Origin of the sequence: Streptomyces gilvosporeus (assembly GCF_002082195.1) — a bacterium.
GTDB lineage: Bacteria > Actinomycetota > Actinomycetes > Streptomycetales > Streptomycetaceae > Streptomyces > Streptomyces gilvosporeus.
The window spans coordinates 3,242,876-3,254,826 of the sequence record NZ_CP020569.1 but is presented as its reverse complement, the minus strand read 5'-3'; the positions used below and the strand labels follow the sequence as shown (position 1 = coordinate 3,254,826).

The window sequence follows — 11,951 nt, the reverse complement described above, 5'->3', positions numbered from 1 at the left end:
AGGTGGGGGCCGCTCTGCGGACCCGTCAGCGGAGCAGCAGCGGCAGCACGACCACCGGCGACCGCAGCAGCCCGAACACCAGCAGCCCCCGCGGATTGCCGAAGTTGACCGTCCAGCCGATGCCGAAGCGCTTCGGCACGAAGATCGCCGGATCGGCCCGGTTGACGTACAGCGAGCCGAAGCCGTGCCAGTACCGGTCGTCGTCGCGCCGCACCACGCCGGTGTCCTCCTCCGGCTCCGCGCCCTCCGGCTCGGGCAGCCGGCTGCCGCCTTGGCCCGTACGGAACGCGACGACAAGGGTGACGACGGTTCCGGCCAGGATCGGCAGCATCGCGAGGACGAGGGAGACCTGCTGGTCCGGGTGCCACATCGCCCACGCCCCGACGAACATCGTGAGATTGACGCACGCCGCCAGCACCAACAGGGAGACCGCGGTGCGGACCGTGAACCGCCGGTGCCGGCGCGCGGAGTCGGCAGGGCGCGCCGGGTCGAGATCCGCCCGGGACCGGAAGGCCAGCCAGGTCACCACGAGGATCACCGCGGTGGTGGCGATCTGCGCGAAGACCGGGAAGAACGCGGTGCCGACCGACTTGGCGCCCCAGCGGTCGACGCCGGAACTGCCGAAGTGCAGGGGGAGCCGGTCGGGCAGCGAGGGGTAGCGCAGCACGCCCGCCACCGCCGTCCCGGCGCAGACCAGCAGCGCGGGCAGGGACCACGGCCAGGGGAAGCGCTCCGGGTCGGTACGCAACGAGGTGTCCGCCACCACGCCCTGACGCAGCCCGCGGTACCAGTCCTCGCGCCGTTTGACCGCCATGATCGCCACCCGGGCCCGGTGATAGGCGACCAGCCAGACGACGACGGTCAGCAGCGGAACGAGCGCGGGCAGGACGACGGGCGGCACGGCGGACGCCGGAAGCACGGCCGACAGGACGAGACCGGCCGCGATCACCACCGCGCCGCCGAGGGCGACCCGCCACCGGTAGCGCCCGCGCTGTTCGGCGATCACCGGGGCGTCGGCCCGCTCGGCGGGCGTCCGTACCCCGAAGGGCAGGGTCCGGCCGATCAGCGACGGCATCAGCCACGCCAGCCCCGTGAGCAGTGCGGGCGTGACCCCGTCGACCACTATGACTGCGGTGTTCATGTTGTCCCCGTGTCTCCTAGGTCTGCGCCGTGGTCCGCACCGCGTGCGGCGGGCGCGGATGACGTGAACGAGGCGAGGACGGTCCGGCAGCTGTCCAGTACGGCCGGATCCCCGCTCCCGTGGGCGACCGCTTCGGCGAGCAGGGTCCGCAGCCGGGTCTCCCACTCGGCGGCGAAGCCCGGCTCGGGCGGGCCGCTGCGGGCGTCGCGCTGCACCACCGCGCCGCTCTTGCGGTTGACCCGCAGCAGTCCCTCCCGTCGCAGCAGGTCGTACGCCTTGTTCACGGTGTGGAAGTTGATGCCCAGATCGACGGCGAGCTGCCGGGTCGAGGGCAGCGAACTGCCCTCGACCAGACGGCCGGACGCGATGGCCTCGACGATCCGGTCCCGGATCTGCTGATAGATCGGCACTTCGCCGTCCATGTCGAGGGTGAGGATCACGGTCGCTCCTGCTGCACTGTCGCTCTGTTATAGCTTTTATAGAACACGGGGGTCGGGTGAGGCTACGGGAAATACGTCAAGGACGCGTCAAGGGGCCGTTTCGGGGCGGAAGTTACGCCTCCGCCGGGGCGTGCGCAGGGCCGCGTTCCAGCCGACGCACCGCCAGCTCCGCGTACATCGCCGCCCCGTCGGCCAGCACCGCATCGTCGAACTCGGCCAGCGGGGAATGGTTGTTGGCGCTGCGCTCGGGGTCGGCGCCGACCGGCGGGGCGCCGAGAAAGATCATCGCGCCGGGGACCTCGGCCAGCACCCGGGAGAAGTCCTCCGCACCGGTCAGCGGCTGCGGCAGCGGCGCAAACCGCTCCTCGCCCATCGCCTCGCGGACCGCGTCCCCCACGAAGGCCGCCTCGTCGTCATCGTTGACGGTCACCGGGTACAGCGCCGCGAACTCCGCGTCCACGCCCACCCCGTAGGCCGCCGCGATGCCCCGGCACACCTCCACCGTGCCGTCCTTGACCCTGGCCTGGGCGGCCTGAGAAAAGCTGCGGACGGTCGCCTCGAAGACCGCGGTGTCCGGGATGACGTTCGACTTGGTGCCGGCGTGGAAGGTCCCGACCGTCAGGACCACCGGGTCGAAGATGTCGAACGTCCGGGTGATCCATGCCTGGAGCGCGCTCACCATCGCACACGCCGCCTGCACCGGGTCCTTCGCACGGTAGGGCATCGCCCCGTGCCCGCCCTCGCCGCGTACGGTCACCCGCAGCACGTTGGATGCGGCCATCATCGTGCCGCCGCGGGTGCGGAAGGCGCCGCCGGGCAGTCCGGCCGACAGCACATGGATCGCATACGCGGCCTCCGGGCGCCGCCCTGCCGCCGCCAGCAGCCCCTCGTCCAGCATGTGCCGCGCGCCGTCGTACCCCTCCTCGCCCGGCTGGAACATGAAGACCACATCGCCCGCCAGCCGGTCCCGGTGCGCCGAGAGCAGCCGGGCGGCGCCGGTGAGCATGGCGGTGTGCAGGTCGTGCCCGCACGCGTGCATGTTTCCGTTTCCGGCCGCGAAGTCCAGCCCGGTGCGCTCGGCGACCGGCAGCGCGTCCATGTCGCCGCGCAGCAGCACCACCGGCCCGTCGGCCTTCCCCCGCAGCACCGCCGTCACCGAACTGAGCGAGTCGCCGGTGCGGATCTCCAGCGGCAGGCCGTCCAGTTCGGTCAGCACCGCCTCCTGCGTACGGGGCAGATCCAGCCCCGTCTCGGGCGTACGGTGCACCGCGCGGCGCATCCGCACGAGGTCGTCGGAGAGGGCACGGGCGTCGTCGCGGAGGTTCATGGGGCTCCTTACGTGGGGAGCCCCCCATTCTTGACCGCGTCGACGAACGAGGACCAGAGCGGCGCGGGGAAGATCAGCGCCGGACCGTCCGGGTTCTTGCTGTCCCGGACGGGGACGAGGCCGTGGGGGTGGGTGAGGGCGCGGGAGAATTCGAGGCACTGGCCGCCGTTGGCGTCGCTGTAGGACGACTTGGTCCACGCGAAGTCGCGGGAGAACTCGACGCACTCCCCGCCGTTGCCTTCGCTGTAGGACGACTTGACCCAGTTGGCAGTGGCGAGGTCCAAGTCGGGGATCATGCTCGGTACTCCTTCAGCAGATTCTTGATCAGGGCCAGTGATTGATCCGGGGCCAACGCATGTGCCCTGAGTAGATCGTAGTCATCCAGGGCGGCTTCGACCGTTTGTGCGGAGTCGTGCATTCTGCCTCCTACCCGGGTCTCCGTGTACAACACGGTGGGGGAGTCCGGGAAGCGCAACACCGTGAAGGGCATCGTGGACGTAGCCGGAAACCCCGCCGCGAACGGCATGATTTGGAGCTCGACTTGGGGTGTTGCGGCGACCGCCAGCAGGTAGTCGAGCTGTCCGGCCATGATCTTGGCGCCACCCACGACTGTTCGCAGACACGCCTCGTGCAGGATGACCCACAGAAATGGTGGGGTGTCTCCTTCGAATACCTCGCGTCGCCGTAGCCGGGCCGAAACCTTGTCTTCGATCCCCTCAGCGCTAGCCCGAGGGTTGGATACCTGGAAGACGGTCCGCGCGTAGTCCTCCGTCTGGACGATGCCTGTCACCAGGTTCGTTGAGTAGGCAAGTATCCGCGACGCCTTCCGCTCCAGGTTCAGATACGGGACGAACCACGACGGGTGGTCCCCTTCGTCGATCCTCTGGAGCATCCCGGCGAAGAGCCCGTTCGTCCCGAAGGCCAGATCGCAGCCCTTGGCGAACTTCTCGCTGGCCTTCACCTTCCCGGACTCCACCATGCTGACGTAGGCGTAGGAGTAGCCCGCGGCGTCGCCTAAGTGCTGCTGAGTCAGCTTGCGGCCCAAGCGCACCCGTTTGACGTCGCGGCCGAAGCTCTGGAGCGGATTGAAGTGCCCGGGTGGGGTCGTCTCGTCCAAGGCGATGACCTCTCGTCCTGTGATCGCAGCCGACATCGCGGCAGGCAGGCGGTGTAAACACCGCCGTTTAAGTGACCTCATTCTATTGCCGGTTGCGTTGCCAGGGTGACCGAATGGCTACATCCGGTTACCCCGAACACCTCCAGGAGGTCGGCGACATGGGCGACATGACGGACGCAGCAAACGGCGCGCGGCTGCTGCCATGGGTGCGCCCCGACGGCAATCCGTGCTTCCTCGTCAGCGACGGAACCGGCTACGTCGCCCGGCTCGCCGACGACATCGAGGGCGCACTGCTCGATCTGGCCGCCGAGCTGATCGAGGAGGCGCAGCGTGTGCTGGGCGCGCGGACCTGGACGTCCGGCGAACTCCATCTCCTCACCGTCGAGTTGACCGAGGCGCTCACCGCCATGCACCGGATCGCGGAGAGCCGCGGCGCCCGGCTGCCCGTACCGCACGGCGCAGCCGAGGTCCGCCGTTCCTGATCCCCCTTCTTAACCCCCCTTCAGCGCTTCCTCAAGCGCACCTTAAGGATCAGGAATTGCGGCCTGACCTGCTGTTTCGGAACCCGACTCGGTCGTAGGTTTCGGCGGGTGACCAGCCAGCCCGACGCCCCGCACCCGCTCTACACCCGCCTCGCCCCGCAGGGCGTGCAGCAGGGCGTGCCGCGGGGGGCACCGCCCCGTCCCGCCCGTCCGTCGCGTACCCCCGCCGCGCCGCTGCGGATCTCACCGCGCGCTCTGCTCGCCGGGCTGGCCGCCGGCGCTGCGCTGGTCGTCGTCCTCTGGCTGGCGCAGGCCGTCCCGTCCCTTCGCCTCGGTGCGTTCTTCGCGACGCTCGCGCACCTGGCCGGTCTGCTCGCGGCGTACGGCATCCTCGTCATGCTGCTGCTGATGGCCCGCGTACCGGCTGTCGAACACGGCGTCGGCGCCGACCGCCTGGCCCGCTGGCACGCCCTGGGCGGCCGCTATGTCCTCACCCTGGTCCTGGCCCACGCCACCCTCGCGCTCTGCGCCTACACCGCCGCCAACGGCACCGACCTGCTCACCACCGCCCTCAACCTGCTCGGCTATCCCGCCCTGGCCGCGGCCGCCGCCGGTACGGCCGTACTGGCCGCCGTGGGCGCCGCGTCCGCCCGCGCCGCACGCCGCCGCCTCCGTCACGAGACCTGGCGCGCCCTCCACCTGCTGACCTATCTCGGCGCCGCGCTCGCCTTCGCCCACCAGCTCGCCGGCCCCGACCTGGCCGGCGGGGCGTTCGCCGCCTGGCTGTGGACGATGCTGCACACCACCGTCGGCGTCCTGCTGCTCTGGTACCGGCTGATCGTGCCCGTACGCCAGGCCCTGCGCCACGATCTGCGCGTCAGCGAGGTGCGCAGCGAGGGGCCGGGGGTGGTCTCCCTCGTCATCCAGGGCCGTGGCCTGGACGCGTTGCGCGCCGAGCCGGGGCAGTTCTTCCGGTGGCGCTTCCTGGGCCGACGGCTGTGGCGTACGGCGCTGCCGTTCTCCCTCTCCGCGCCGCCCCGGAACGACGCCCTCCGGATCACCGTCAAGGCGTGCGGCGACCACACCCGCCGCATCCGCCGACTGCGCCCGGGGGTACGGGTGCTGGCCACCGGGCCGTTCGGCGCACTGACCGCCCATCGGCGCACCCGCCGCAAGGTCCTGCTGCTCGCCGGCGGCGTCGGCATCACGCCGATGCGCGCCCTCTTCGAGACCCTCCCCGCCGTCCCCGGGGACCTCACCCTCCTCTACCGGACGGGCAGCGCCGACCAGTTGGTCCTCCGCGGCGAACTGGAAACCATCGCCCGCTCCCGCGGCGCTGCGCTCCACTACCTCCTCGGCCCCTCCGACGGCCCCTTCGACCCGCTGGCCCCGCGCGCCCTGCGCAACCTCCTCCCCGACCTGCCGGACCACGACGTCTATCTGTGCGGCCCGCCCGGCATGACCAGGTCCGCAATCAGCGCCCTGAAACGCGCCGGTGTCCCGTCCGCCCGCATCCACACGGAACGCTTCACCTTCTGAGCCCGGGCCGCCGTCGAACTGCCTCCCGCACACCACCACTTGGACACCCCATGCCTCCTCCCCTGGCCAGACACCGCAAGCCGTCGGCCGTCCCGGTCGCCACCCTCCGGGCCCGCCGTCAGCTCGTCGCCTGCCTTACGGGGGCCAGCGCGCTCGCCGCCACCCTGCTCTCCCTGGCGGTGGCTCCGGCCGCCCCGCCGGCCCCCGACCGGGCCCCGGCGGCCCACTCGTCCCCCGAGAGGCCCCCGCAGGCCGCGCCCTGACGACTCGGCCGAACCCGAACCCGAACCCCCTCCCGGCGCCGCCCGTTCGCCGCCGCCCGCTCCGTAAGATCAACCGGTGCCTGACATATCGCTCCTTACCCTGACCCTGCTCTGCCTGGCCGCCCTCACCGCCGGCTGGATCGATGCCGTGGTGGGCGGCGGTGGGCTGCTGCTTCTGCCCGCCCTGCTGGTGGGGCTGCCGCATACGCCCGTCGCCTACGTCCTCGGGACCAACAAGTCGACGGCCGTCGCCGGCACCACCGCGGCCGCCCTCACCTACGTCCGCAAGGCGCCGATCGATGTGCGCAGGGCGCTGCGCATCGGTCTCGCGGCGGCCGCCGGATCGGTCGGCGGGGCGTTCTTCGCGGCGGGGATCAACAGTGCGGTCCTGCGACCGCTGATCATGGCCGTCCTCCTCGCGGTGCTGCTCTTCATCCTCTTCCGGCCCGCCTTCGGAACGGCGCCCGCGCCCTCGGAACCGGTCACCCGGCAGCGGATGCTGGCGGCGATCCTCGCCGCGGGACTGGGCCTCGGCTTCTACGACGGCCTGATCGGACCCGGCACCGGGGCGTTTCTCGTCGTCACCCTCACCGCCATCCTGCATATGGATCTGGTCACTTCCTCCGCCACCTCCAAGGTGATCAATGTCTGCACCAACCTCGGTGCGCTGACGATGTTCGCGATCCAGGGCACCGTGCTGTGGCAACTCGGCGCGCTGCTCGCCCTGCTCAATCTCACCGGCGGCCTGATCGGCGCCCGGATGGCCCTCAAACGCGGGGCCGGATTCGTACGCGGGGTGCTCGTGGTCGTGGTCATCGGACTGCTGTGCAAGCTGGCCTTCGATCAGTGGCTGGCCACGTAAGAATGATACGGAACATTCAGAAAAATGTGAAGAGAGAAAATGTGCGGTGCGGTGCGATGGGTCGGGAATGCGGGCGCCGGCCCCTACCTCAGCCGCGTACCGCCACCAGCGGCGGTGGTCCCAGCGGCCGCGGCTCCAGCGTCAGCACGGCCGTCAGCAGCACGGCCGAGTCCTCCAGGGCCAGCAGCCCGTGCCGCTCGCGGGGGATCGCGGCGACCTGACCCGCCCTCAACTCCTGGCTCGTATGCGCCTGGATCACCCGGACCCGCCCCTTCAGCACCTGGAGGCTCGCGGCCGGCGGGGTGTTGTGCTCGTCCAGCGAGGCTCCCGCGATCAGCGCGATCACGGTCTGCCGCAGCGGGCCGTCGTGCAGGAAGAGGTGGGCGCTGCGGCCGTGTGCGGAGGCCCTGGCATCATCGAGCTGGTCGCGGACGAGGGCGTTGAGGTCGTTCATGGCGGGCCTTTCCGTGCGAAGCGGCGGCGGGACTCCCCTTCCATCCTTGCCGCTGTACGAGTTGCCGCAACCGGGAGGATCCCGTATAGGCCGGGTGTTCGCCACGAAAAGGGGGGCGTCCGGGTGGATGCGCTCCAGAGGCGGCCCGCCAGGAGCACGACGATCATCACGGTCCGTACGATGCATGGCGATCACGGGACGGCTACGAGGCACCGCCGTAGTCCACCTCCACCCCTCGGCCGAGAGCCGTCCCACCCCCCACGCGAAGGATGCACACCTGTGGCAGACCCCGAGCCGTACCGCCCGGAGAGACCGGGCGGCCCAGAACTGTCCGGTCCGGGCGGGCAGTCGGCCCGTTTCCTGGCCGTCATGACGACCACCGACACCGAGCAGAAGGCCGAGCGGCTGGCGCGCGGTGCGATCGAGGGCCGGTTCGCGGCCTGTGCGCAGATCAGCGCGCCGGTGACCTCGGTGTACCGGTGGGAGAACGCCGTCGAGACCGCCCGGGAGTGGCAGGTGCTGTTCAAGACGGCGGCCGCCCGGTACGAGGCGCTGGAGCGCTATCTCCTCGACGCCCACGACTACGACACCCCCGAGATCATCGCCACCCCCATCGTCCGGGGCGGCGCCGGCTATCTGGACTGGATCACGAAGGAGACGAGCTGATGCGGCAGCGATGGGGGAGCGCGGCGATCGTGGCGCTCGGCGTCACACTGGGCCTGGCGACGGTGGCACACGGTGCGGTGACGACGTCACCGGGTCTCGCCAAGGCCGATGACGCGAGCGAATCCAAGGTCGAGAACGGAAGCGAGGCCAAGCCCGAAAACGGGGCCGAAACCAAGCCCGTCAACGGGGCCGAAACCAAGCCCGTCAACGGGGCCGTGACCAAGTCCGCCAACGCGGCCGAATCCAAGCCGGTCGACGGGGACGGGACGACGCCCGACAACGGGGGCGGCCAGGCCACCTGGACCGGCAAGGACGCCGCCAGCTACTGGACGCCGAAACGCATGGCCGCCGCCATAGCGCCGGCACACGGTCGGCCGCAGCCCCGGCACTCGGTGGTACCCCCCGAGGCCGAGGCGCTCGCCACCAACCCCGGTGCCGCGTCCAAACTGTCGCCCGTCGCCCGGCACTTCGACGGCATCGCGTCCGTCGGCGTGCTGTTCTCGGTCGACGGCAACTCCAAGGCGCACCACTGCACCGCCAGCGTGGTGCACAGCCCCCGCGGGAATCTGATCCTGACCGCCGGCCACTGCAACCCGGGCTCGCGCGCCGCGTTCGTCCCCCAGTACACCTCCGGGGCGGCCACCCAGCCGTACGGGGTCTGGGCGATCGACGCGGTCTACGACTACCCGAACCGGGGCACCACCGGGGCCGGCGCCGACCTGGACTTCGCCTTCGCCACCGTCCTGCCGGACGACCAGGGCCGGGCCATCGAGGACGTCACCGGGGGCAACACCCTCGCCACCACGCCCGGTTACCAGAACGACGTCACCGTCGTCGGCTACCCGAGCGTGCGCAACGACCCGCAGGACCGGGCCGTACGCTGCGACACCCGCACCACCCGCCTGTCGGGTACCCGCCAACTGCGGATGGACTGCGGCGGGTTCTACGGCGGCACGTCGGGCAGCCCCTGGCTGACCGACTTCGACGAGGGGACCGGCACCGGCCGGATCGTCGGCCTGATCGGCGGTCTCAACGGCGGCGGCCCCAAGGGCCCGCACAGCGACCGGACCTCCTACAGCCCGTACTTCGGGCCGGAGATCCTCGCCCTGTACAACCGCGCCACCCAGGACGGCTGACCCGCCGGGAGCTCGGGCGGAGGCGCTAACGCAGCGCCTCCGCCACCCCCTTCTCCCGCGGCCCCAGAAAGTGCGGATCGGGCCGCAGCACCGCGTCCGCCGCCGCCTTCCCCGCCGCGAAGATCTCCCGTACGCCGCCATAGGCCCAGGTCACATCGTGTGTGGCGGCCACCCCGACGCCGTACGCATCGATCCCGGCCGCCTGGCACAGCGCCAGCGCCCGCCGGATGTGAAAGCCCTGGCTGACCAGCACCGCCCGCTTCACCCCGAAGATCCGGTGCGCGCGGCTGCACGAGTCCCAGGTGTCGAAGCCCGCGTAATCGCCGACGATCTTCCTGGCCGGGACGCCGTGCCGCACCAGATAGCCGCGCATCGCATCCGGTTCGTCGTAGTCGTGGGTGCTGTTGTCGCCGGTGACCAGGATGGCGCGGACCGTTCCCCGGTCGTAGAGCGCGGCGGCCGCGTCCAGGCGGTGGGCGAGATACGGGGACGGCTCGCCGTTCCACAGGCCCGCGCCGAAAACGACGGCAACGGGGGCGGCGGGCGCATCGGCGACCGTGCGGACACGGGGGCCGCCCGTGGCGTTCATCCAGGTCGCGGGGGCCAGCGCCAGCACCGTCAGGGCCACCACGGCCTGGTAGGCGAGGCGCTGGCCGCGCCTGGTCCGCGGCAGCCGTACCCGGCGCGCGCCGCTGCGTATCCGCCCTATGAGACCCGGCTCCTGCCCTCGCATGCCTGCCCACCCCGTTTCCGACCGATTGTCGCCAGCTGCGACGCCCAGGGGCCTGGCATGGTTGCAGTAAGGGCCCAACGTCACAGCTCAGACGGCACAGCCGGCCGTCACAGCCCAGACGGCACCCGACCCGGAGAGGACCGCCCGCCCATGACCACCGAGCCCGAGCGGCTGCCGTTCTTCGTCTACGGAACGCTGCGCCCCGGTGAGGCCAACCACGCCCGGACGCTGCGCGGCAGGACCGCCGCCGAGGCGCCCGCCCGGATGGCCGGCGCGCTGCTCTACGACGGCCCCGGATACCCGTACGCGACAACCGGGCCCCCGGACGCGGTCGTCCACGGCACCCTCGTATGGCCCCGCGCCGCCGACTACGACGCGGTGCGCGCCGTGCTCGACCGGCTGGAGGGCTATGCGCCCGGCGATCCGGCGAACCTCTACGAGCGGGTGGTCACCGAGGCGCTCCGCCCCGACGGAAGCCGGGTCCGGGCCTGGGTCTATCTGGCGGCGCCCCCGCTCGCCGCCCGGCTGCGCGCCACCGGGACCGTCATCGAGGGCGGCCACTGGGGCACCGTCACGGCCCCGGACCAGGCCCCCGTTAACCTGGACGATCCATCCCGTACCGGAGATCCGTCCCGTACCGCGGGCCCGTCCGGTACGGGCGGCCCGCCCCGTACCGAGGACCCCTCCCGTCCCGCAGAACAGGTGTGACCCGCGTGCCTTCCTCCTCCTCGTCCGCCCCCTCCGCCGCCAGGCCCCCGCTCCCCAAGGCGGAGCTGCATCTGCACATCGAGGGCACCCTGGAGCCCGAGCTGGCCTTCGCGCTCGCCGCACGCAACGGCGTCACCCTGCCCTACGCCACCGAGGACGAACTCCGCCGCGCCTACTCCTTCAGCGACCTCCAGTCGTTCCTCGACCTGTACTACGCGCTGATGGCCGTCCTGCGCACCGAGGACGACTTCGCCGACCTCGCCCACGCCTATCTGGCGCGCGCCAAGGAACAGGGCGTACGGCACGCCGAGATCTTCTTCGACCCGCAGGCGCACACCGCCCGCGGCGTCCCCCTCGGCACGGTCATCGGCGGGCTGTCCCGCGCGCTGGACGCCGCTCAGGAGACCTACGGCATCACCACCCGCCTCATCATGTGCTTCCTGAGGGACGAGAGCGCCGCATCGGCCCTGGAGACCTTCGAGGCGGCCCGCCCCTACCTGGACCGGATCACCGCCGTCGGGCTGGACTCCGCCGAGGTCGGGCACCCGCCGTCGAAGTTCCGGGAGGTCTACGCGCTGGCCCGGGAGGCCGGGCTCAAGTGCGTGGCGCACGCGGGGGAGGAGGGGCCGCCCGCGTACGTGTGGGAGGCGCTGGACGTCCTGGGTGTGGACCGGATCGACCACGGGGTGCGCGCCCTGGAGGACGAGCGGCTGGTCGCGCGCCTGGTGGCGGACCGGATCCCGCTCACCGTCTGCCCGCTGTCCAACGTCCGCCTCCGCGTCATCGACGACCTCGCCGCCCATCCGCTGCCCGCCATGCTCGACGCCGGCCTCCTGGTCACCGTCAACTCCGACGACCCCGCCTACTTCGGCGGCTACGCCCACGACAACTTCACCGCGGTACGCGACGCCCTCGGCCTCGACGACGCGGCGCTGCGCACCCTGGCCCGCAACTCGTTCGAGGCGTCGTTCCTGGACGAGGCGACGCGGGCGGCCTATCTGGCGGAGGTCGACGCGTACCAGGGAGAGGCCGACGCCCACTAGGGGGAGGTCGACGCATACGACCCGTATGGCGCCTTGTGGT

General features: G+C 71.6%; 14 protein-coding genes and 1 pseudogene. 8 read left to right on the top strand and 7 right to left on the bottom strand.

Annotation, left to right across the window (positions count from 1 at the left end):
* Nucleotides 1-25: 25 nt before the first annotated feature.
* From B1H19_RS14395 to B1H19_RS14375, 5 genes are all read right to left on the bottom strand, one after another.
* A complete protein-coding gene (locus B1H19_RS14395) occupies nucleotides 26-1,141 on the bottom strand; it encodes a DUF1648 domain-containing protein (protein WP_083105131.1) in 1,116 nt (371 codons plus the stop codon).
* Complete coding sequence (locus B1H19_RS14390; RefSeq protein ID WP_083105130.1) at nucleotides 1,138-1,581, bottom strand: GntR family transcriptional regulator; 444 nt, start codon at nucleotides 1,579-1,581, stop codon at nucleotides 1,138-1,140. The genes B1H19_RS14395 and B1H19_RS14390 overlap by 4 nt, the downstream gene beginning before the upstream one ends.
* A 112-nt stretch (nucleotides 1,582-1,693) precedes the next feature.
* Nucleotides 1,694-2,908: a M20 metallopeptidase family protein gene (locus tag B1H19_RS14385; protein ID WP_083105129.1), complete on the bottom strand. Its 1,215-nt coding sequence runs from the start codon at nucleotides 2,906-2,908 to the stop codon at nucleotides 1,694-1,696.
* 8 nt (nucleotides 2,909-2,916) lie between these two features.
* A complete protein-coding gene (locus B1H19_RS14380) occupies nucleotides 2,917-3,204 on the bottom strand; it encodes a DUF397 domain-containing protein (RefSeq protein ID WP_083105128.1) in 288 nt (95 codons plus the stop codon).
* The gene (locus tag B1H19_RS14375; RefSeq protein ID WP_083109635.1) at nucleotides 3,201-4,025 is read right to left on the bottom strand and encodes a helix-turn-helix domain-containing protein; all 825 of its coding nucleotides are present in this window, start codon (nucleotides 4,023-4,025) and stop codon (nucleotides 3,201-3,203) included. Before B1H19_RS14375 ends, B1H19_RS14380 begins: the two co-directional genes overlap by 4 nt.
* A 113-nt stretch (nucleotides 4,026-4,138) precedes the next feature.
* Here B1H19_RS14375 and B1H19_RS14370 point away from each other — a divergent pair, with 113 nt between their 5' ends.
* From B1H19_RS14370 to B1H19_RS14360, 4 genes are all read left to right on the top strand, one after another.
* Nucleotides 4,139-4,507 carry a hypothetical protein gene (locus B1H19_RS14370; RefSeq protein WP_272482228.1) on the top strand — a complete coding sequence of 123 codons (369 nt, stop codon included), beginning with the start codon at nucleotides 4,139-4,141 and terminating at the stop codon, nucleotides 4,505-4,507.
* A gap of 234 nt (nucleotides 4,508-4,741) precedes the next feature.
* Nucleotides 4,742-6,046, top strand: a complete 1,305-nt coding sequence (locus B1H19_RS14365) for a ferredoxin reductase family protein (RefSeq protein WP_237289825.1) — start codon at nucleotides 4,742-4,744, stop codon at nucleotides 6,044-6,046.
* Between the two features lie 50 nt (nucleotides 6,047-6,096).
* Nucleotides 6,097-6,309: a hypothetical protein gene (locus B1H19_RS38655; RefSeq protein ID WP_159028057.1), complete on the top strand. Its 213-nt coding sequence runs from the start codon at nucleotides 6,097-6,099 to the stop codon at nucleotides 6,307-6,309.
* Nucleotides 6,310-6,385: 76 nt separating this feature from the next.
* Nucleotides 6,386-7,171: a sulfite exporter TauE/SafE family protein gene (locus tag B1H19_RS14360; protein ID WP_083105127.1), complete on the top strand. Its 786-nt coding sequence runs from the start codon at nucleotides 6,386-6,388 to the stop codon at nucleotides 7,169-7,171.
* Nucleotides 7,172-7,259: 88 nt separating this feature from the next.
* Here the strand turns inward: B1H19_RS14360 and B1H19_RS14355 are convergent, their stop codons facing one another.
* Nucleotides 7,260-7,625 carry a cupin domain-containing protein gene (locus B1H19_RS14355; RefSeq protein ID WP_083105126.1) on the bottom strand — a complete coding sequence of 122 codons (366 nt, stop codon included), beginning with the start codon at nucleotides 7,623-7,625 and terminating at the stop codon, nucleotides 7,260-7,262.
* Nucleotides 7,626-7,994: 369 nt separating this feature from the next.
* Between B1H19_RS14355 and cutA the strand changes: the two genes are divergently transcribed.
* Nucleotides 7,995-8,291, top strand: a complete 297-nt coding sequence (gene cutA / locus B1H19_RS14350; RefSeq protein ID WP_083109632.1) for a divalent-cation tolerance protein CutA — start codon at nucleotides 7,995-7,997, stop codon at nucleotides 8,289-8,291.
* The gene (locus tag B1H19_RS14345) at nucleotides 8,291-9,427 is read left to right on the top strand and encodes a trypsin-like serine peptidase (RefSeq protein ID WP_203237155.1); all 1,137 of its coding nucleotides are present in this window, start codon (nucleotides 8,291-8,293) and stop codon (nucleotides 9,425-9,427) included. The genes cutA and B1H19_RS14345 overlap by 1 nt, the downstream gene beginning before the upstream one ends.
* A 25-nt stretch (nucleotides 9,428-9,452) precedes the next feature.
* On the opposite strand, the gene B1H19_RS14340 is transcribed toward B1H19_RS14345, so the two are convergent.
* Nucleotides 9,453-10,160, bottom strand: a complete 708-nt coding sequence (locus B1H19_RS14340; protein WP_083105125.1) for a SanA/YdcF family protein — start codon at nucleotides 10,158-10,160, stop codon at nucleotides 9,453-9,455.
* A 150-nt stretch (nucleotides 10,161-10,310) separates the two neighbouring features.
* Here B1H19_RS14340 and B1H19_RS14335 point away from each other — a divergent pair.
* Together B1H19_RS14335 and B1H19_RS14330 are read left to right on the top strand one after the other, a co-directional pair.
* A pseudogene (locus B1H19_RS14335) lies at nucleotides 10,311-10,724 on the top strand (gamma-glutamylcyclotransferase family protein); the annotation flags it as partial.
* Nucleotides 10,725-10,873: 149 nt separating this feature from the next.
* Nucleotides 10,874-11,911: an adenosine deaminase gene (locus B1H19_RS14330; protein ID WP_083109631.1), complete on the top strand. Its 1,038-nt coding sequence runs from the start codon at nucleotides 10,874-10,876 to the stop codon at nucleotides 11,909-11,911.
* The last annotated feature ends 40 nt before the right edge of the window (nucleotides 11,912-11,951 follow it).